At 66.4% G+C, this 20,769-nt stretch carries 16 protein-coding genes; 5 read left to right on the top strand and 11 right to left on the bottom strand.

Translation table 11 applies throughout. The annotated features are described in order from the left end of the window. Positions 1-96: 96 nt before the first annotated feature. Positions 97-1,110: a heat-inducible transcriptional repressor HrcA gene (gene hrcA, locus LOC56_RS08415; protein ID WP_229951824.1), complete on the bottom strand. Its 1,014-nt coding sequence runs from the start codon at positions 1,108-1,110 to the stop codon at positions 97-99. A 221-nt stretch (positions 1,111-1,331) separates the two neighbouring features. On the opposite strand from hrcA, the gene LOC56_RS08410 reads away from it, so the two are divergent. Continuing rightward, entirely contained in the window at positions 1,332-2,180 is an 849-nt protein-coding gene (locus LOC56_RS08410; RefSeq protein WP_229951823.1) for a DUF3097 family protein, read from the top strand. Positions 2,181-2,297: 117 nt separating this feature from the next. Next, positions 2,298-2,726: a DUF4870 domain-containing protein gene (locus LOC56_RS08405; RefSeq protein WP_229951822.1), complete on the top strand. Its 429-nt coding sequence runs from the start codon at positions 2,298-2,300 to the stop codon at positions 2,724-2,726. Between the two features lie 69 nt (positions 2,727-2,795). Here LOC56_RS08405 and hemW read toward each other — a convergent pair whose 3' ends face one another. Both hemW and lepA read right to left on the bottom strand, forming a co-directional pair. Further along, positions 2,796-4,028: a radical SAM family heme chaperone HemW gene (gene hemW, locus LOC56_RS08400; RefSeq protein WP_229951821.1), complete on the bottom strand. Its 1,233-nt coding sequence runs from the start codon at positions 4,026-4,028 to the stop codon at positions 2,796-2,798. Further along, a complete protein-coding gene (gene lepA / locus LOC56_RS08395; protein ID WP_229951820.1) occupies positions 4,025-5,878 on the bottom strand; it encodes a translation elongation factor 4 in 1,854 nt (617 codons plus the stop codon). The genes hemW and lepA overlap by 4 nt, the downstream gene beginning before the upstream one ends. A gap of 175 nt (positions 5,879-6,053) precedes the next feature. On the opposite strand from lepA, the gene LOC56_RS08390 reads away from it, so the two are divergent. Both LOC56_RS08390 and rpsT read left to right on the top strand, forming a co-directional pair. Further along, positions 6,054-6,728, top strand: a complete 675-nt coding sequence (locus LOC56_RS08390) for a type II toxin-antitoxin system PemK/MazF family toxin (RefSeq protein WP_229951819.1) — start codon at positions 6,054-6,056, stop codon at positions 6,726-6,728. Between the two features lie 174 nt (positions 6,729-6,902). Next, positions 6,903-7,163: a 30S ribosomal protein S20 gene (gene rpsT / locus LOC56_RS08385; RefSeq protein WP_146361896.1), complete on the top strand. Its 261-nt coding sequence runs from the start codon at positions 6,903-6,905 to the stop codon at positions 7,161-7,163. Between the two features lie 146 nt (positions 7,164-7,309). On the opposite strand, the gene holA is transcribed toward rpsT, so the two are convergent. The 5 genes from holA to leuS all read right to left on the bottom strand — a co-directional run bounded on the left by holA (position 7,310) and on the right by leuS (position 16,141). Further along, positions 7,310-8,347, bottom strand: coding sequence for a DNA polymerase III subunit delta (holA, locus tag LOC56_RS08380; RefSeq protein ID WP_229951818.1), 1,038 nt, complete (start codon positions 8,345-8,347; stop codon positions 7,310-7,312). Between the two features lie 173 nt (positions 8,348-8,520). Beyond that, complete coding sequence (locus LOC56_RS08375; protein ID WP_229951817.1) at positions 8,521-10,938, bottom strand: ComEC/Rec2 family competence protein; 2,418 nt, start codon at positions 10,936-10,938, stop codon at positions 8,521-8,523. Between the two features lie 472 nt (positions 10,939-11,410). Continuing rightward, positions 11,411-12,229 (bottom strand): helix-hairpin-helix domain-containing protein, encoded by an 819-nt coding sequence (locus LOC56_RS08370; protein WP_229951816.1) that lies wholly within the window; start codon positions 12,227-12,229, stop codon positions 11,411-11,413. A 249-nt stretch (positions 12,230-12,478) separates the two neighbouring features. Beyond that, on the bottom strand, positions 12,479-13,627 hold the full coding sequence (locus tag LOC56_RS08365) for a DegV family protein (RefSeq protein ID WP_229951815.1): 1,149 nt from the start codon (positions 13,625-13,627) through the stop codon (positions 12,479-12,481). Between the two features lie 12 nt (positions 13,628-13,639). Next, complete coding sequence (leuS, locus tag LOC56_RS08360; RefSeq protein WP_442860085.1) at positions 13,640-16,141, bottom strand: leucine--tRNA ligase; 2,502 nt, start codon at positions 16,139-16,141, stop codon at positions 13,640-13,642. A 343-nt stretch (positions 16,142-16,484) separates the two neighbouring features. On the opposite strand from leuS, the gene LOC56_RS08355 reads away from it, so the two are divergent. After that, complete coding sequence (locus tag LOC56_RS08355; RefSeq protein WP_229951813.1) at positions 16,485-17,516, top strand: sigma-70 family RNA polymerase sigma factor; 1,032 nt, start codon at positions 16,485-16,487, stop codon at positions 17,514-17,516. Here the strand turns inward: LOC56_RS08355 and LOC56_RS08350 are convergent. The 3 genes from LOC56_RS08350 to LOC56_RS08340 are packed head-to-tail and all read right to left on the bottom strand — an operon-like array spanning position 17,507 to position 20,765. Beyond that, positions 17,507-18,478 carry an SDR family oxidoreductase gene (locus LOC56_RS08350; protein ID WP_229951812.1) on the bottom strand — a complete coding sequence of 324 codons (972 nt, stop codon included), beginning with the start codon at positions 18,476-18,478 and terminating at the stop codon, positions 17,507-17,509. The two genes, LOC56_RS08355 and LOC56_RS08350, sit on opposite strands and share 10 nt — an antisense overlap. Next, a complete protein-coding gene (locus LOC56_RS08345) occupies positions 18,475-19,413 on the bottom strand; it encodes a bile acid:sodium symporter family protein (RefSeq protein ID WP_229951811.1) in 939 nt (312 codons plus the stop codon). Before LOC56_RS08345 ends, LOC56_RS08350 begins: the two co-directional genes overlap by 4 nt. Next, positions 19,413-20,765: a flavin-containing monooxygenase gene (locus tag LOC56_RS08340; protein WP_229951810.1), complete on the bottom strand. Its 1,353-nt coding sequence runs from the start codon at positions 20,763-20,765 to the stop codon at positions 19,413-19,415. The genes LOC56_RS08345 and LOC56_RS08340 overlap by 1 nt, the downstream gene beginning before the upstream one ends. Between the last annotated feature and the right edge of the window lie 4 nt (positions 20,766-20,769).

The raw sequence follows: 20,769 nt of genomic DNA, 5'->3' as shown, positions 1-20,769 counted from the left end.
TCGCTTTCCTGTATTGCGTGCCTTCAAACTTTGAAGGCGGAGGTTGGGTTCCCGCCGGTTCCCCGGCGGGCGGGTCCGTCACTGCTGGGGACCGCGTTAGTTGTTCAGTATTCGGGACAGATACCTGGCCACCGCACGCACGGCCGCCATGGTGGTGGGATAGTCCATCCGTGTGGGGCCGAGAATGCCGACCTTCGCGGTGGCGTCGGGACCGTATCCCGTAGCCACCACCGATGCTTCCGACAATCCGCCGTGCGGATTCTCCCGTCCGATCCGGACGGCAACGCCGCGGGCATCCTGTTCCATCTCGGACAGCAGCCGGAGCATCACCACTTGTTCCTCAAGCGCTTCGAGCACGGGACCGATAGTCAGCGGGAAGTCTACAGTGGAGCGGGCCAGGTTGGCTGTCCCTGCCATCACCATGCGGTCCTCGCGGTTGATGCCCGCCAGCTGCTCCAGGCAGTGGCCCAGGGAGTTGCCGACGCGCCTGCGTTCGGCCGGCACGGTGGCTAGGGCATTGGCCAGCTGGCTGGTGATGCTGCTCAGCGGCGTGCCTGCCAACGCGGCCAGGAAGTGCTGGCGCAGGTCCATCAGGTCCGGCTCCGTCACCGGCTGCGGAACGGTAATGACCCGCTGCTCTACCCGGCCCGTGGTCGAGATGAGCACCACCAGCACCTGTGCCGGTGCCAGCAGGACAAATTCAATGTGCCGGACCTTGGCATTGCCCAGATGCGGGTACTGCACCACGGCCACCTGGTTGGTCAGCTGGGACAACAGCCTGACGGTACGGTCCATCACATCGTCGAGGTCATCGGCCTCCTCCAGCAGCGACTGGATGGCGCGGCGTTCGGGAGCCGAGAGCGGCTTGACGTCGGAAATCCGGTCAACGAACAGGCGGTAGCCCTTGTCAGTGGGGATGCGCCCGGCGGAAGTATGCGGGGCGGTGATCAGTCCCTCTTCCTCAAGGGCGGCCATGTCATTGCGGATAGTCGCCGAGGAAACGCCCAGGTGGTGGCGTTCCACGAGTGCCTTGGATCCCACGGGCTCGCGCGAATGGACGTAGTCCTCAACAATGGCGCGGAGGACCTCGAGTCGGCGTGGTTCACTCATGGTTTTCCCTCCCTGTTGATCGGCGGTTTGATCGGCGTTTTGACCTGCGTGGCGATCTGCGTCGTGATCTGCGGTGTGATCTTTGGGCAGAGCGCCGGACGTTTAGCACTCACAGTGTTCAAGTGCCAAGTCTAGTACGGATCGGCAGCGTTGCTAGCATTGAGGAACCCGTGGCCTGCTGCGGATTCCGCCCGATCAGAACCGTAAGTGAGGCAACTTCCGTGTCCAGCTTTTCCTGGGGTCCGCAGGACATCACCGCGCCGGCCCGGACCGTCCTGCGCAAAGTCGGCGCCGAAACCGGCCTGGTCCTTGAGGACGTGGCCTCGGGCTGGGTCGGCGCGGTGGTACGCGTGGAGAAATCCGGCGGACTGCACCTGATGGTGCTCGAAGACCGGCGCGGAAAAAAGAAATCCTTCGAACTCGGCTTCGGCTTCCTGCTCGAGGGCGAGCCGGTGGAAGTTGTGCCCGCGGCTGCTGCTTCAGCCAAGGCAGGTCCGGCCCGCACGGCATCCGGCTCCGTGCGCGTAGCCAACCAGCGCGCCCGCACCGCCCGCGCCAGCCGTATCTGGGTGGAAGGCAAGCACGACGCCGAACTGGTGGAAAAGGTCTGGGGCCATGACCTGCGGGTGGAGGGAATCGTCGTCGAGCCCCTCCACGGCGTCGATGACCTGTACTCCGCGGTTCGGGAGTTTGCCCCGGGCCCGGGACGCCGGCTGGGCATCCTGGTGGATCACCTGGTTCCGGGCTCCAAGGAATCGCGCATCGCCGCCGAGGCGATGACCTCCCCCGGCGCGCCGGGCAATGTCCTGATTGTCGGGCATCCGTACGTGGATGTCTGGCAGGCCATCAAGCCGTCCGTGATCGGACGTACCGCCTGGCCGGTGGTCCCCCGTCACCTGGACTGGAAAACCGGCATCCTGCAGGGACTGGGCTGGCCGCACCGGGACCACACCGACGTCGCAATGGGCTGGAAAAAGCTGCTGGGGCAGGTGAACAGCTATGCGGACCTGGAACCGTCACTGCTCGGACGGGTGGAGGAAGTCATCGATTTCCTGACCGTTCCCGGGTGAGACGCGCATCGCACTGCCTGCCTCCTTTCCTTTAGGAAGTGCGCGAACCAGTACCCTTGAGGAATACGTAGTAGCGGACCGACCCTGTGTCACCATGAGCCAAAAGGAATAAACGCCGTGTCCAACACACGCCAGAACCACCGCCCCCGACCTGAAGAACACGGCGGAGCGCAGCGTCCCGTCTACCAGGGCGCCCCGGCCAATGCACTGCCGCTGACCGCGTCCGAGGACCGGCAGTGGGCAACTCTGGCGCACTTCGGGGGCATCCTCGCTTTTGTTCCGTCGCTGATCATTTACCTGGTGTTCCGCGACCGCGGTCCGTTCACTGCACAGGAGTCCAAGGAAGCCCTGAACTTCACGCTCCCGCCCAGCATTGCTGCCCTGACGGTCTGGGCACTGTCCTTCATTCCCGAGATCGGCGGCTTCTTCGCCGTGCTCAATGCCATGATCTGGGTCTACGTTGCCGTGTCCTCGGTGATTGCAGGCATTGAGTGCAACCGCGGCCGGCCGTACCGCTACCCGCTCAACCTGCGCCGCATCCAGTAACGCCGCAGGAAGCAGCGCCGCATCCAGTAGCGGTGCAGGGCAGGTCCGCCGCCGGCACCGCCTCGGAACTCAGTCCGGCAGCAGCCGCCGGACCACCGCGTCCGCCAGCAGCCGTCCCGCGGGGGTGAGGATCACCTTTCCGGTCAGCGCAGCCCGCGGATCCACGAGTCCGTCCGCCATAAGCCCCGCCACGGCAAGCCTGCCGGGCTCACGCAGCCGGTCCAGGGCCAGGCCTTCGGCGAGACGGGTCCGCAGCATAACGTCTTCCACGTACCGGGTATCGGCGTCCAGGGTCTCCCGCCCGACGGCGGGCGACTCCCCCGCGGCGATCCGCTGGGCATAGGCGGTGGGATGCTTGGCATTCCACCAGCGGACGCCGCCGGCATGTGAATGGGCTCCCGGGCCGACGCCCCACCAGTCATCACTGCGCCAGTAGGCCAGGTTGTGGCGGCACTGGTCCTCGGGGGTGCGCGCCCAGTTGCTGACCTCGTACCAGTTCAGCCCGGCGGCGGTCATCATTTCATCCGCCAGCACGTACTTGTCGGCATGGTCGTCGTCGTCGATGGGCGGTACCTCGCCGCGCCGCATCCGGGCGGCAAGCTTGGTCCCTTCCTCGATGATGAGCGCGTAGGCGGAGATATGGTCCGGCTCGTAGCTCAGCGCCTCTTCGAGCGAGTGCTTCCAGTCGGCCATGGACTCGCCGGGGGTTCCGTAGATGAGGTCAACGCTCACGTGCAGGCCGGCGTCGCGCGCCCACTGAACCGCCTGCGGGACCCGCGACGGCGTATGCGTGCGGTCCAGCACTGCCAGCACGTGCGGCACGGCGGACTGCATACCGAAGGAAACCCGGGTGAAGCCGGCGTCGGCAAGCAGCTGCAGGGACTGCGGCGTGACGGAGTCCGGGTTCGCTTCGGTGGTGACTTCGGCGCCGGGAGCCAGGCCCCACTGGTCGACGGCGGTGCGGAGAATCAGCGCGAGGTCCTCCGCCGGGAGCAGCGTGGGCGTGCCGCCACCGAAGAAAACAGTGCCCATCCGGCGTTCCGGCAGTCCCGAACGCCGCAGGGCGTCCGCGGCGAAGACCACCTCGCGGGCCGCCGTTCCGCCGTAGGCTGCCTGCGACGCACCGCCGCCCAGCTCGGTGGCCGTATACGTGTTGAAATCGCAGTAGCCGCAGCGGACGGAGCAGAACGGAATGTGGACGTAGAGTCCGAAGTTCCGCTCCGCTGCTCCGTCCGCGGCCTGTGCGGGGAGGAGACCGTCGGCAGGGGCCGGGTCTCCGAGGGGCAGTGCACTGGGTGTCACTTCTTGGATTTGTCCTTGGACTCGTCGGAGGAAAGCGCAGCCACGAAGGCTTCCTGGGGAACTTCCACGCGGCCCACCATCTTCATGCGCTTCTTGCCTTCCTTCTGCTTTTCCAGCAGCTTGCGCTTACGGCTGATGTCGCCGCCGTAGCACTTGGCAAGCACGTCCTTGCGGATGGCGCGGATGGATTCGCGGGCGATGATGCGGGAACCGATGGCTGCCTGGATGGGCACCTCGAACTGCTGCCGCGGGATCAGCTCACGCAGCTTGCCGGTCATCATGACGCCGTAGGCGTAAGCCTTGTCCTTATGCGTGATGGAGCTGAAAGCGTCAACCTGCTCGCCCTGGAGCAGGATGTCCACCTTGACCAGGTCGGCGACCTGGTCGCCGTCGGCCTTCCAGTCCAGGGAGGCGTAGCCGCGCGTCTTGGACTTGAGGATGTCAAAGAAATCGAAAACGATCTCTGCCAGCGGCAGGCGGTACCGGATTTCCACCCGGTCCTCGGAGAGGTAGTCCATGCCGCCCAGGACACCGCGGCGGGCCTGGCACAGCTCCATGATGGCGCCGACAAATTCGTTCGGCGCCAGGATCGTGGCGGAGACCATCGGCTCGCGGACCTCTTTGATCTTGCCTTCGGGGTACTCGCTGGGGTTGGTCACAGTGACCACCTTTTTGTCCTCGAGCGTCACTTCGTACTCCACGTTGGGTGCGGTGGAGATCAGGTCGAGGTTATATTCGCGCTCGAGCCGTTCACGGGTGATTTCCAGGTGCAGGAGGCCCAGGAAGCCCACCCGGAAGCCGAAGCCCAGAGCCGCGGACGTCTCCGGTTCGTACACCAGCGCGGCGTCGTTAAGCATCAGTTTTTCCAGCGCCTCGCGCAGCACCGGGTAATCGGCACCGTCGATGGGGTACAGCCCGGAGAACACCATGGGTTTGGGGTCGGCGTAGCCTTCGAGTGACTTCTCGGCCGGCTTGGCGAGGTTGGTGACGGTGTCACCGACCTTGGACAGGCGTACATCCTTCACACCGGTGATGAGGTACCCCACCTCTCCGACGCCCAGGCCCTTGGACGGGGTGGGCTCGGGAGAGCTGACGCCGATTTCGAGGAGTTCATGGCTGGCCCGGGTGGACATCATCTGGATGCGTTCGCGCGGGGACAGCGACCCGTCGATCACGCGGACATAGGTGACGACGCCGCGGTAGGTGTCATACACGGAGTCGAAGATCATGGCTCGGGCGGGAGCATTGGGGTCGCCCACCGGTGCCGGAATCTCGCGGACAATCTGGTCCAGCAGGGCTTCAACGCCAACACCGGTCTTGCCGGAGACCCTCAGTACGTCCGCCGGATCGCCGCCGATCAGCTTCGCCAGTTCCTCGGCGTACTTCTCCGGCTGCGCCGCCGGGAGGTCGATCTTATTCAGGACCGGAATGATGGTCAGGTCGTTTTCCATCGCCAGGTAAAGGTTCGCCAGCGTCTGCGCCTCGATACCCTGGGCGGCGTCCACCAGCAGCACTGCTCCTTCGCAGGCGGCCAGGGAACGGGAAACCTCGTAGGTAAAGTCCACGTGGCCCGGGGTGTCGATCATGTTCAGGGCGTAGGACTGCCCGTCCAGCTCCCACGGCATGCGCACGGCCTGGGACTTGATGGTGATGCCGCGCTCACGCTCGATATCCATCCGGTCCAGGTACTGGGCCTTCATGTTCCGGTGCTCAACGACTCCGGTGGACTGGAGCATGCGGTCGGCCAGGGTGGACTTGCCGTGGTCGATATGGGCGATGATGCAGAAGTTTCTGATGATCGCCGGATCCGTCGCGGCAGGCACCGGCGAGAAGCGGGCCATGGGTGACACTGTGGCGGTTCCTTTACTGTTCCGGGACAATCCGGACGCGGCGCGGTGCGCGGGTGTCCTTGGTCCTGGCGGTTCTAGTGGGAGTTCTGTCGAGTTAACAGTCTCCCACGTTTGCCTGCCGCAGCAGGAACCGGACGCACCTGAGGTTTTGCGGCGGGGAGCATAACGTAGTGCCATGCCCTTTAACGCCCGCTCTTTTGCCTCGATTGCCCGCACGGCGCTCCGCCTGCTGCGCTCCGCTTCCTCCTCTGCCGGCCCCGCCGAAAGCGAAACCCGCAGCCCGGACCGCTCCCGCACACCGGATAGCCGCCGGACGCCGGAGACCCGGCGGACGCCGTCGCCCTCCCCCGGGGCCAAGGCAGCTCCCCCGCGCAGCCCGGCGACCCGGCAGCCGTCGACGTCGCCGACGTCGCGGTCATCCGCGCGGGCCATGCCTGCGGCCGCCGGGACGGGTTCCCTCGGTGACTACGCCGGTCCGGTCACCCCGGTCTACGCCCCGCAGCCCGACGGTGATCCTGATCCCGGCGAAGTGGTGTGGGCCTGGGTCCCGTATGAAGACGACCCCAGCCAGGCCAAGGACCGTCCGGTTCTGCTGATCGGGCGCAGCGGCGGCCTGTTGCTGGGCCTGATGATGACCAGCCGGGACCGGAACAACAGCAGCGGTTCCGACCCCCGCTACCTCGACGTGGGCACCGGCCCGTGGGACAGCAAGGGGCGTCCCAGCGAGGTGAGGCTGGACCGCGTGCTGCAGCTCGAACCGGGCAGCGTGCGCAGGGAAGGTGCAATCATGGATAAGAACGTGTTCCAGACAGTTGCCCGTCGGCTGGCCGTGATGCGTCCGGCACGCTGAACCGCCGCTTTAGTTACCGGAGCCCAAACTCTGCTAACATTTATTGCTGTGTGTCCGCGCAGGTCGACGGGCACTTTGGTTCAGGCGCCATTACGGTATCCCCACGCCGCTCAGTCAATGTCTGGGCTGAAATACCCTCACCGACCAAGTCCGCAATACAAAGAGAGTTTATAAGTGGCCAATATTAAGTCCCAGAAGAAGCGCATCCTCACCAACGAGAAGGCGCGTCAGCGTAACAACTCGGTGAAGTCCGAGCTGAAGACCGTCATCAGCAAGGTTGATGCCGCAGTCAAGGCCAGCGACAAGGACGCAGCAGCCGAAGCGCTGAAGACCGCCAGCCGCAAGCTGGACAAGGCCGTCAGCAAGGGCGTAATCCACAAGAACAACGCTGCCAACCGCAAGTCGGCCATCTCCAAGAAGGTCAGCGCGCTCTAACCAGCAGCCAGCATTACAGACTTACTCGGCGTGGCCGGTCCTTCGGGACCGGCCACGCTTTGTTTTAATCGGCGCTGCCGGCGGTGCGGCTGCCTCCGAACGCCGTGTGTTCCGGCAGAGCCAGCGCGGGCCGCGGGCAGCTGCTGCTAGCGCCCGGAGGCCGCCAGGGCGATGACGGTCACGGCCCGTTCCACGGCGTACACCGGGTCCCGTCCTGCTCCCTTGACCTGCGCATCGGCTTCGGCGAGGGCCTGGACGGCTTCGATCAATGATTCCGAGGTGAACCGCTGGGCATCGCGTCGAGCCTGGTCCACCTGCCACGGCGCCATGGAAAGGTCCTTGGCCATCGAGGCGGAGGATCCACGCAGGTTGGCCACCCGCGCCACTGCACGGACCTTCATGGCCAGGGCGCCTACCAGCGGCACCGGATCCACTCCGGTATCCAGCGCATGCCGGAGCATGGACAGCGCCTGCGCCGCGCGGCCGGCAAGGGCAGCGTCGGCAACCTTGAAGGCCGTGGCCTCGACCCGTCCGCCGTAATAGCGCTCTACGAGTTCCTCGGTGACCTCGCCGGTGGAATCGCTGATCAGCTGCTGGCAGGAGGCTGCAAGCTCGGAGAGGCTCGACCCGACGGCGTTTACCAGCGCCCGGGCCGCGCCCGGGTCGATCCTGCGACGGGCAGTGCGGAACTCCGAAGTGACGAAGTCCAGCTTCTCCGCATCTTTCTTGAAGGGCTGGCACTCCACGACGGGGGCTCCGGCAGCCTTGACCGCATCCAGCAGCTTCTTGCCCCGGTTGCCTCCCGCGTGGTGCAGCACCAGAACGGCGTCCGGAGACGGATCCTTCAAATAGGCCAGCGTTTCGGTGAGGAAATCCTCGTTCATCGACGCGAGATTTACGGCCTCGATAAGTTTCGCTTCGCCGAACAGTGAGGGGCTCGACTGCAGTGTCAGTTCCCCGGAGACATAGGTGGAGGCGTCGAAGTGCACCAGCTCCGTGTCGGGCTGCTTCTCCCGGAGCAGCCCGCGCAGCCGGTCCCGGGCCCGGGAGGCCAGATAGTCCTCTGGGCCTGCAAGCAGGACCACGGGGGCTGGTTCGACCTCGCGCCAGGAGACCGTCGCTGAGGACTTGCTTGCGGAGGACTTACTGCCGGAGCTGCGTTTGGAAGGGACTGCCGGATTCACAGCTGGTGCTCCTGGGATTGTGTGGCGGCCTGTTCCGGCCTGCCGGGGTAAAGGATCGAAAGGTACCCGCACCGCGGATAGCCTCCCTCCAAGATTGCCACGGTCCCGGGCGGCGGCCAATTTTTCGGCCTACGGCGGCCGTGTCTGCCGATCCTCAACGGGTTCTACGGAATCTACGGCGGCAGGCTCTGGACCTCAAGATCGTTGCCTTCACGCACAACCACTACTGTGCCGTGCTGGTCGGTGCGCGCCACCGCTGTGCCGGCAGCCCTGAGCTGCGTCAGGATTTCAGGCGCCGGGTGCCCGTACTCGTTGTCGGTACCAACGGAAATCAATGCCAGGGACGGCCGGACTGCGCGGATCCAGCCTTCACCGCCGTTGCGTGCCCCATGGTGGGCTACCTTCAGCACGTCGACGCCGGCACGGAGATTGGCCTGTGTTGCGAGAATCGCTGCGGCGGCCTCCTCCTCGGCGTCACCGGTGAACAGTACCCGCAGCGGCCGCTCCCCCTGGCCCGGACCCCCGACAGTCACCAGCAGGACGGCACTGGCATTGTTCTCCTCCCCGTCTCCGGCCGCAGGCACCGCACTGTCCGGAGCGGGTGGCCACAGGACCTCCCACTGCACGAGGCCGGCCGTTCCGGCCATCCCCTGGGCCAGGCGTGTCCGGGGTGCTGCCGTTCCGGCCAACTCCCCGGCCAGTTTCTCCGGCAGTTCAGGATCCGCCGACGAGTAGCCGACCTGCAGCACAGACCGTCCGGAAAGCACTCCGGCAGCACCGCCGTAATGGTCCAGGTGGGCATGAGTGAACACCAGGAACTCAACGGTCCGCACCCCCAGCCGATCAAGGCAGGCATCCATGGGGCCGGGCTCTCCGCCGGCATCGATCACCACGGCGCTGTCGGGCCCGGCACGGATGGCAAACCCGTCCCCCTGCCCGACGTCGCAGGCAGCCACCATCCACTCATCTTCCTGGCCCGGTTCTCCCTGCAGTGCACGGGCAGCAAGGACCGCGCCGCCCGGCAGGACCAGCGAAGCGGCTGCACCTGCCGCTACCCAGGGCCGATGGGGGAAGTACCACCCTGCGAAGCCGGCCCGCGGGTTTGCCGTCGAAGCCCGACGCCGGGCCCCGGTGTGCCTGTCCCGCTGGTCCGCGTCGTCCTCTCCGTTCACCGGTTCCGCCCGTTCCTCGCCGTTCGCTCTTTCCGCCCATCCCGCAAATACCCCGCCAGCTGTGCGCCGCGAGAGATACAGGATTCCCACAACGGATGCGCCCGCACACATGCTCATGAGCAGCACGCCAAGGCTGCCCTCCGGCCAGGCCACCAATGCACCGGGAACGGACTCAAAGGACCGGGCAGTTTTTGCCACCCACCAGCCTCCGGCAGCCGCAAGCAGAAGCGGCGGCGCCGCCAGCACGGGAGCAAGACCCACCAGTACGACGGCAAGCATCCCCGCAATGGTCACGGCAGGAACAACGGGCGCGGCCACCAGATTCGCAGGGACCGAATACACCGGCAGCTGAGGTTGCAGGAGCACCAGGACCGGAGAGCAAAACAGCTGCGCTGCGATGGGTATGGCCAGGGCCGCGGCCAACCAGCGGGGCAGGCGCATCGACAGCACCCGCACCAGATGCGGTCCCAGGACAATAAGCCCCAGCGTCGCGCAGACCGACAGGATGAAGGCGTAGTTTCCGCACAACCAGGGATCCATGCACAGCAGTACGGAGATCGATAGGAAGAGCAGTGCTGCCGAAAGACGTCCGCGTCCGGAGAGGACGGCGAGGGCGCCCAGCCCGCCCATTACCGCTGCACGCAGCACGCTGGGGTCCGGCCTTACAAGGAGCACGAACGCGGTTAGCCCGGTCAGGGCCAGCAGCACCGCCGGCACCCGCGGCATCCGCAGTGCCCGGGCGCTCAGGAAGATGAATGCCAGCAGATAGCTGCAGTTGGCGCCCGAGACAGCCGTCAGATGGGTCAGGCCGGTATTCTTCATCGCCTGCTCCAAGCCGGGATCGAGGCCGCCCCGGTCACCGAGCACCATGCCCGGAAGCAGTCCCTCGACGTCCGCACCCCGGTCTTTGGCCGCCTGTATAAAGGCACCGCGGAGTCCTGCCGTTGCGGCGTACCAGCCGCCGGCGGGCGTGACGTCGGGTGGAGCGGCAGCCCGCAGGAGGGCAAGGTTCCGGTCCCCTGCAGGGAGGGGCTGCAGGGATCCGGCACTGCTGAACCTGTCCCCCAACCTGATGGGGGCATAATCCTTCCCGCCGACAACCAGGAGTGTTGCCGAAGTTCCGAACCGCTGGCTGTCTGCAGTGCCCGATTCCGCCACGGCGTCAATAAGATAACGCGGCTTTCCCGTGAATCGGTCTGCCGCTGCGGGTCGTGCGTCTGAGGCAGCCCGCAGTTCCGCAGTGATGGCGGCTTCTTCCGCGATGAGCCCGGAGATTGGGCCGTTGGTGCGTGCGGACAGGCTGCCCGTAGCGCCGGCACAGACCAGTGCTGCCGCCGCAGCCGGGACAGCGGCACCTCGCAGGAAGGCGGCCGCTCCCGGTCGCAGAGAGTTGCTTCCGGCACGGTTAGGTGGCGTCATGCGGGGTGATTCCGAACGCGTATTGCCTCCCGTCCGGTTCCGGACCCGACCACGCGATGCCGTCGGGAGGCCACCCGATGCTGCCAGAACCAGAAGGACCGCCAGGACAGCGGCCGAGCCTGCCAAGGCCCATCCCGCCGGCGGCGGTAGCCGGACCGCAGCAAAGGCTGCGGCCCATACCGTTGCTGCTGCAGGCAAGAGCCGCAGTTCACGGAGCGGCGACGGCGCGTCAACGGATGCGGTCCCACGGTTGTCCCAGGCTTCCCGTGCCCTGGCGATTCCCGCACGGGTCCTCTCCCACCGGCTGCCGGCGGTTGCGCCCAGCCCCGCATTCCGCTCCGTGTTCCGCTCCCCGTAACCCGTTTCCGCGCCGCGTGTTTCCTGCGGAACTGAGCGCTGCGCTTCCGGATTCAATGCCGAAGCGACGTACCGTGACCACCTGCTCCTTTCCCGGCTGGACATCCGTCGGCTGCTAGACCGAGACCAACGGGAGCAATGCCGCCATCATCGCTTCCCCGATCCCGGGAACGGCGTCCAGATCTTCGGGCCGGCTGAACTTACCGTGCTCGGTACGCCATGTGATGATCCGCTCGGCCAGTACCGGGCCAATCCTCGGCAGGGTTTGGAGCTGCGTTGAGTCCGCGGTGTTCAGGTTGATGCTGCCCGAAGCACTGCCTTCAGCGGGCGGAACGGAACCACTCCCCGCGGGCGCGCTGCCCTCTGCCGCATTTCCTCCGGCGCCGGCCTGGCTCGGTGCACCCTCACCGATGCGCGGAACCAATACCATCGCGCCGTCCTCAACCAGGGCCGCGAGATTCACTCCGGCGAGGTCTGCATCGGCTCCCGTGCCACCGGCAGCATCAACGGCATCAACGATCCGACTCCCTGGCGCCAGCCGGACGACGCCTGGACGTTGCACGGCCCCAGCCACGTGGACCACCATGGTTGCCGTGCCCCCGCCTGGCTCCCCCGAATCTGACGGCAATGTCGAAGACGGCGGGGTAGCGGAAGCGGACGCAGGAGGCGAAGTACCCCGCGGGCTGCCGCTGTCTTCAGCCGCCAACGAAGGGTCGGCGGGAGGTGCAGACAGTTCGATGCTCGCCACCGGAACCGGACCGCGGTCCCGGAACAGCAGGATCGCTGCCCCGCAGCCCAGCAGCACACACACCGCCAGCACCGCTGCCGGCAGGGAGAACGCCCATCGGCGCCTCACTCCGGGGGTATCCCCATTCAACGGATCCAGGCCGTCCGAGCCGTGAATGTCGGCGGTGTCCCAACGGTGTTGTGCCATGGGGTAAAGCTAGGCTCCTGGGCGGGCCCGGTTCCCGGCGGGTTCGCCCTAGTGGACGAATCGGGGCCAGCCGGACCCACAAACGGCACTGTTGAGGACAAGAGAAACAGATGGGGAAGCAGGTGTGGGCATATTTCATTTGCACCGCTGCCCACGCACCCGCTCACCGGCCGAGTTTTCTGCGGCTTTACCGGCAACTCTTGGCCCGGTTCACCTTTTCAAGGGAAATAGCACCCGCTTTTCAGGCCTCTACGACCGTCGGGCACCCTGTTCTTTAGCGCCGCCGGAGGACTTGCTGCCCTTGGCTTTGGTCCCGGCGGACCTGGTCCGGGACGCCGCACTTGAGGCCGCTGGTTTCCCGGCCGCATTGCCGGTGTCCGTGCGGCCGCCTTCGTCGTCCGTGGCAACCCCGTCCGCCGGCACACCGGCACCAGCCGCTCCCGCGCCCTGCACTGTCTGGCCGGCAGGATCACTCCGGTCTCCTGCAACGGCGACGGCCAGTACCCCCAGCCCGGCATGGGCGGCCAGGACGGCTGGCAGCGGGCAGATGAGGATCTCCACCTCGGGCGCAGCGGCACCGACGATTCCGGCCAGCCGTTCGGCTTCCGAAGCGTTGCCGAAGTGGTGCACCGCGGCGCGGACCTTCCCGTCGCGTCCGGCAATGTCCTGCTGCACCAGTTCAGCCAGCCGTGCCAGCGCCTTGGGCGCCGTCCGAACACGTTCCAGCGGAACAACCATGCCGTCGCGGACCACCAGGATCGGCTTTACGGCAAGCAGGGTACCCAGCCAGCCTGCCGCCGCACCGATCCGCCCGCCACGGCGCAGCTGGTCCAGGCTCGGGACGTAAAAGAGGATAGTGGCATCGGCCGCTACCGAGCGGGCATCTGCCGCCACCTCCGACGCGGAAGAACCGGCCCGGGCGCTCTCCGTCGCCGCCGCCACGGCAAAACCGAGGCCCATGGCCGCCGTCGCACTGTCGATGACCTCCACCGGGACTTCAGCCGAACGGGCGGCAAGCCGCGCCGAATCCACGGTCCCGGAAAGCTGCCCGGAAAGGTGGACCGACACCACGGAGGTGCACCCGGCGGCAGCAAGCTCGCGGTAGGCCGCTTCGAACTGCCCCGGCGCCGGCCGGGAGGTCCGCACTTCATGGCCCTGCGCCATGGCCAGGGCAAGGGCGGGAATCAGTTCCGCGGATCCTTCGCCGTAGATCTGGTCCCCGATCATGACGGGCATGGGAACCACCCGGACGAAATCGGCCGCGTTGGCCGCTTCCGCCCAACCACCCGGCAGCGCCGACGCCGAATCGGTCACCACTCCCACGGACGGCCCGGGGACGGCCGCGGTTTCCCGCTGCCGTCCCCTGGCCCGCGATGCGAGCCGTTCGAGCCAGTCCATGGTTCCCGGCGCCTAGGCCGGGACGATGTTGACGAGCTTCGGCGCCCGGACGATTACCGTGCGGATGCCGCGTCCGTCAAGGAACCGCTGCACCGCGTCGGACGCCAAGGCGGCCTCCCGCAGGTCCTCCTCGCTGATGTCCGCGGCGACTTCCAGCCGGTCGCGGACCTTGCCCTGCACCTGGACAACGGCGGTGACCGTGTCCTGCACCAGCAGGGTTTCATCGACCACGGGCCAGCCCGCGTTTACGACGGAGGCTTCGCGGCCCAGCAGGTTCCAGAGGTCCTCGGCCGTGTAGGGTGCGAAGAGGCTCAGGATGACGGCGACGGCTTCGGCAGCCTCGCGCACTGCCGGATCGGCGGCGCCGGCACCGGAGTCGATGGCCTTGCGGGTCGCGTTGACCAGCTCCATCAGCTTGGCCACCACTACGTTGAACTTGTTGTTCTCCAGCAGTTCGGTGGCATCCGCGACGGTCCGGTGCGTGAGCGCACGCAGCTTCCGGTCCCCGGCCGAGTAGTCCACGCCGGGTTCGCTGGTGATGTCCTGCCCCAGGCGCCACGCGCGGGCCAGGAACTTCGCGGAGCCCGACGGCGACACATCCGCCCAGTCGACGTCGTCTTCCGGCGGGGAGGCGAAGATCATGGTCAGGCGCACCGCGTCCACGCCGTACTTGTCCAGCTGCTGGCCCAGGTCCACACCGTTGCCCAGCGACTTGGACATGGCCTTGCCGCCGTTGAGCACCTGGCCCTGGTTCAGCAGCGAAGCGAACGGCTCGCTGGCTTCCAGCAGCCCCATGTCGTGGACCACCTTGGTGAAGAAACGCGCATAGAGCAGGTGCAGGATCGCGTGTTCGACGCCGCCCACGTACTGCCCGACCGGCATCCAGTTCTTTGCTGCCTCGGGATCGAACGGTCCGTCGGTGAAGTGCGGGGACACGAAACGCATGAAGTACCAGGACGAATCCACGAAGGTGTCCATGGTGTCGGTGTCGCGCTTAGCGGGACCGTCGCACTTCGGGCAGGCCACGTTGACCCATTCCTCGGCGGAGGCAAGCGGAGAGGTGCCCTTCGGCGCCAGTGCTTCGCCGCGCAGTCCGGTGGGCAGCGTGACGGGCAGCTGGTCATCGGGGACCGGAACCTCGCCGCAGTTTTCGCAGTGGATGATCGGGATGGGCGTGCCCCAGAAACGCTGCCGGGACAGCAGCCAGTCACGCAGGCGGAAGTTCACGAACTTCTCGCCGGTGCCCTGTTCCTCGAGCATCCGGACGGCTGCGGGAATGGCTTCTGCCTTCGGCAGGCCGTCCAGGGCGCCGGAGTTGATCAGGGTGCCTTCGCCGGTGGTGGCCACACCGCTGACGGCGGGATCCTCTTCGCCGGTGTCCAGGACAGCCTTGACGGGCAGGTCGAAGGTCTTGGCGAAGTCCAGGTCACGCTGGTCGTGCGCCGGGACGGCCATGATGGCACCGGTGCCGTAGTCCGCCAGCACGTAGTCGGCGGCCCAGACGGGGAGCTTCTCGCCGTTCAGCGGGTTCACGGCGTACCGGCCGGTGAAGATACCGGTCTTGACGCGTTCGGTGGACTGTCGCTCGATGTCCGAAAGTGCCTTCACCGATTCGCGGTAGTCCAGCAACGCCTCGCGGTTTTCGTCCGTCACCAGGTCCAGCGCCAGCGGGGCGTCGGCGGCGACAACGAAGAAGGTGGCGCCGGCCAGCGTGTCCGGGCGGGTGGTGAAGACTGTGACCTGCTCGGCGGGCTTGCCGCCGTCGGCCTCGATGTTGAACCGGACGTGCGCACCCTCGGAGCGGCCGATCCAGTTTTTCTGCATGGCCAGCACACGCTCGGGCCAGTGGCCCTTGAGCTGTTCCATGTCATCGAGCAGGCGGTCGGCGTAATCGGTGATCTTGAAGTACCACTGGTTCAGCGACTTCTTGGTGACCTGGGTTCCGCAGCGTTCGCAGGCACCGTTGACTACCTGTTCGTTGGCCAGAACGGTCTGGTCCTTGGGGCACCAGTTGACCGGGGAGTTCTTCCGGTAGGCCAGGCCGCGCTCGTAGAACCGGGTGAACAGCCACTGGGTCCAGCGGTAGTACTCGGGGTCCGAGGTGTGGATCCGGCGGGACCAGTCAACGCTGATGGCGTAGCGCTTGAAGGACTCCGCCTGTGTCTCGATGTTGCGGTAGGTCCAGTCACTGGGGTGGGCGTTGTTCTTGATGGCCGCGTTTTCCGCGGGCAGGCCGAAGGAGTCCCAGCCGATCGGGTGCAGCACGTCATACCCGCGCTGGCGCCAGTAACGGGCGACGACGTCGCCCATCGCGAACGCTTCGGCGTGGCCCATGTGCAGGTCGCCGGAGGGGTACGGGAACATGTCCAGTACATAGCGTCGTTCGCGCGAGCCGTCGTCGGCAGGGGTGAAAACACCGAGGTCATCCCAGACCTTCGGCCATTTCTGCTCGATGGCCGCGAAACTGTAGACGGCCTCTTCCTGCTGATCAGTCTGTGACTGCGTGCTCACTATGCTTCGCCTCTGTCCTCAAAGAAAATCGATCCGCGCTGCGGGCCGTCGGTAAATCCGGCCCTTAAATTTTTGGGTCCTCCCCAGACACACAAAAGCCCCTCGACAAGCAAGGGGCGGCCGCGCACGGACGGTGCGCGGCTAGCTAAGGAGGAGTACTGCGATCATTTCTCCACTTTACAACAGCGCACGGCCCTCGGAGCCAGTGTGTTCGGGTGAGCCGCAGGCCGGATGGACCCCGGCGTATCTTTTACCCCTTCCCGTGCGTCTACCCGGTAGGACCAACGCAGGAATGCCATTGTTATCGCAGGTGCCGCCGGGGCGGCCGAACGGAATGGAGCCAGGAATGTCAGTAGCAGCAACGAAGCCGGAACCGGTAAACATCCAGGCCGGAGAACTTCGGCAGGCCAGAAGGAACTTCCTGGTAGCGCTCGAGCCTGTGCGCCCGGCCGTTTACCGATACTGCCGCAGATTGACCGGCACTGTCTGGGACGCCGAGGACCTGTTGCAGGAAACCCTGGTGAAGGCCCTCTCCGATGCCTCCCAGCGGCATGAACCCATCAGCAACGTGGAGGCCTGGCTGATCAGGGTCGCCACGAATACCTGGCTGGACACCCTGCGCCGCAGCGACCGGACGGCGCTGCAGGACTTCAGCGAACCGGGCGCGGACATGCCCGATGACGGCGCCGCGGATCCCCTGACGTCTCTGGAGGTGGAGTCGGCGCTGGGGCATTTGATGCTGGTCCTGCCCCCTCGGGAACGGGCCTGCGTGGTCCTCAAGGACGTGTTTAACTACTCCCTGGCCGAGATCGCGGAACTGCTGGACACCACCGCCGGGGCGGTAAAGTCCGCGCTTCACCGCGGCCGGGGCACGCTGGCAGCGGCCCGGGCGGGAGGATCCGTTCCCGCCGACGACGACGGCGCTGCCTCCGGCTCCGGCACCACACCGACGCAGCCGGAGGGGCACCCGGAGCTGCTGCGCCGCCTCGCCGATGCTTTCAACTCCTACGACATTGATGCCATGGTCAGCCTGTTCCTGACCGGCGGGCGCACGGTGGTGATCGGCAACGTCAGCGAAACCGGACACGAGGAGATCCGCACCGGCTCCATGACCCACACCTTCGGACCGGACGCCGCAGAGCTCTACCGGGCCAGCGTTCACCGCTATGACGGCGAGGACGTGATCCTCCTGTGGGAACGCCCCAAGGACGCGCCGGAGACGCCCGAGGTTGTAGCCGATGTCCTTCGCCTCAGCTGCGCCCTCGGGGAACCGCTGATTGCCGAACTTCGGTGGTACTTCTTCTGCCCCGAAGTCCTGGCCGAGGTGGCCGGCGGCCTGGGACTGCCCTTCAAGACGAACGGGGTTTCCTACTTCTGACGTATGTCCCGGGCGGCGTCCCTGGCTGCACGGAACGCGAGGAACGCTTCCCGGCTGGTGCGGGAAGGAGTAAAGCCGAACTCCTGCTTGAGTGCGGTGTTGTCCAGCACCGGCCGGTAGCGCAGGAACCGCACCTGTTCGGGACCGTGGACGGTCAGCCGCAGCAGGTGACCCAGCCAGAGCGCGGCAGCCAGGACGGGTGCCGGAACCGTGACGGTGCCGCGGCCCAGCAGTCCCGCTATCTCCCGGACAGTCAGCGCCCCGTCGCCGGCGACGTTGAAGATACCGCTGCGTCCCGTGACGACGGCCTGCACCATAATGCCTGCCACGTCTTCGTCCCAGATGAAAACAAACGGGGATTCGCTGCCGGCTACCCGCAGCAGTTTCCGCGCGTCGAAAAGGGCGGTTATCTGGTTGCGGACCCGCTCGCCGAGGATGGTGCCGATCCGGAAGATGGTCTGCTGCAGCTCGGGATGTTCTTCGCGGACCCGTGCCAGCTCCTCCTCGACCAGCCGTTTATGCCGGGAATAGGCAAACTCGTCATTGCCGCGCAGCGGATCGGATTCCTTCAGCCACGCGGGGTTGTCCGGGTGGTAACCGTATGCGGCGCCGGAGGAGGAAATGACCACATGCTTCACTCCGGAGGAGATGCAGGCCGCCAGGACATTTCGTGAACCCACCACGTCCACTCGGAATTCCTGTTCCCGGGTGGTGTGCTTGCCTGGATTCACGATGGCGGCCAGATGGACCACGGTGTCGATCCGGTGGGACTGCAGCAGCTGCGCCACGTCCGGGGAACATACATCCGCGAGGGCGTACTCGACCCCGGCCAGCCGGCGTTCCTCCGCCGGTTCCCGGATGTCCAGGCTGAGGACATACGAGATCTCCGGATGGTCCGCCAATCCGGCAACCACCGCACTGCCCAGGAAACCGTTGCCGCCGGTCACGCAGACCCGCGTCATCGTGCTGTCTCCCGCGGCTCTGGCTTGGCCGCCGCACTGCGGCGCGCATCCCGCCGTCGCCACCAGGCGGCCAGCAGCAGTCCGGCCAGGATGTCCCAGATGCCCCACCAGGCGGCCACCATTGCCATCCCGCCCAGCCCGGCGAAGAAGGTCAGAGTCAGCCCGAGCCCGAGCCCGGTATTGCGGGCACCTACTTCGAAGGTAAACGCCCGCCGGCTGGGCTCGTCCAGCCGCACCGCCGCTGCCGTCCAGTAGCCAACAGCCAGTGCCACCGCATCATGCAGCAGCACAACCAGGAAGATGGTCCCAAGATGCTCGCGGAGCGGGCCCAGGTTGCTGGCCGTCCCGGCAATAATGAAAACGAGCAGGGCCAGCAGGCCGATCCGCTGCACCCAGGGCCGCAGGATGTCGGTCACCGCGGGGAAGCGCCGGGCCAGGGGCATGCCGACTGCAAAGGGTACGCCGATGATGAGCAGGACCTGGACCAGCATTTCCCAGCGGTCCAGGGAGAAGTCCCGCATCAACCCGGCAGTGGCCGGATTCAGCCGCGCCCACAGCGCCACGTTCAGCGGCATCACGGCGATGGCCACCAGGTTCGAGACAGCGGTCATGGAAGCGGACAGGGCAACATTGCCGTGCGCCCGGTGCGTAAGCACGTTCGAAATGCCGCCGGGCGGACAGCAGGCAACGAGGATCATGCCCAGGGCGATCGATGCCGGGACCTGCAGGAGCAGCGCCAGCCCTACCGTCACCGCGGGAAGCACCAGGTACTGGGCGGAGATCCCCAGCAGCACTGCCTTCGGGCTGCGCGCCACGGTCCGGAAGTCCGCCGGACGCACCTCGAGGGCGATGCCCAGAATGATGATCGCGAGCACCACGTTCAGGATCAACAGGGAGGCAGGCGTGAAACTCAGGACGACGTCGTCGATGGGCATCAGCGGTTCACCTCTTCACGCGCTGCGGACCCGGCGGACGCCAGCCGGTCCAGGTGTGCTTCAAGTTCGGCCCGGTAGGCGTCCTTGTTCACGTAGTAGCTCATCCGGTCCAGGCCCAGGTAACGGTAGCCGCCGGTGACATCCGGAGACTTCCCCGCCAGCAGCTGCCGGAACTCCCCCGCCGCCTCCGGGGAGTGTTTTTGGGCGGCAAGGTAGGCCGCTGCCAGTTCCGCCTGCCGGAACCTTCCTTCCCAGCCCAGTCCGGAGGCTTCCACCATGCCGATCACGAGGAGGTTCTCCGCCTGTCGGCTGAAGATGTTCAGGTACAACGACGGCGACGGGCCGTCCCAGCCGAGCAGCGCCCGGTCCAGGAACGGATAGTCCAGGGCGTAGCCGGTGGCGAGCAGGAGGAGGTCGTACTCCCCCGTGCTGCCGTCCCGGAAGTGAACGGTGTGCCCGTCCAGCCGGGCAATGTCGCCCTTGACCTGTAGATCCCCGTGTCCCAGATGGTGCAGGATCAGGGAGTTCACCACGGGGTGGGACTCGTAGATGCGGTAGTCGGGCTTCGGGAAGCCGAAGCGGCGCGGGTCTCCGGTGAACATGCGCAGCAGCCGCTTGTCGAAGAACTGCTTCAGCGGCCGGGGCAGCGGCTTGCCCTGGTTCAGGGTGTCGGTGGGCCGGCCGAAGACGTACTTGGGAATGAAGTAGTAACCGCGCCGGACGCTGATATCGACCGCGGCGGCGTGGTGGACGGCGTCCACGGCAATGTCGCAGCCGCTGTTGCCGGCGCCGACAATCAGCACCCGCTTCCCAGCGAGCTCACGGGCATCTTTGTACTCTGCGGAATGGCGGATCTCTCCGGCAAACCGGCCGGGCAGGGCGGGCACTGCCGGCGTGTGCAGGGTGCCGGACGCAACAATGACGGCACCGAAACGGCCGCTACCGGGCCCGTCGGAGCCTTCCCACGAAACCGTCCAGGCGCCGTCGTCGGCCGGCACCGCTGCCGTGACCTTTACACCGAACCGAATGGCAGGGCGCAAACCGAAATGGTCCGCATAGGAGCGGAAATAGGCGTGCAGCCGGCGGTGCCCGGGATAGTCGGGAGTGTCCCCGGGCATGGGGAACTCGGAAAACTGGGTGGTGGATTTCGAGGAGATCAGGTGCGCCGATTCGTAAACCGTGCTGGCTGGATTCTTGATGTTCCAGAGCCCGCCCACGTCCGTGTGCTGTTCAAAGCCCACAAAGTCCAGTCCCTGTCGAGACAAGGCACGCATGGCGGCAAGGCCGCTGGGTCCGGAGCCGATGACGGCGACGGGCAGTTCCGATCGTATGGCGTTTGCTGCGGGAGACACTTCC

It is taken from the genome of Arthrobacter sp. zg-Y179, from assembly GCF_020907345.1.
GTDB lineage: Bacteria > Actinomycetota > Actinomycetes > Actinomycetales > Micrococcaceae > Arthrobacter_B > Arthrobacter_B jinronghuae.
The sequence above is the reverse complement of the archived record's forward strand: the minus strand, read 5'-3'. Positions and strand labels throughout refer to the sequence as shown.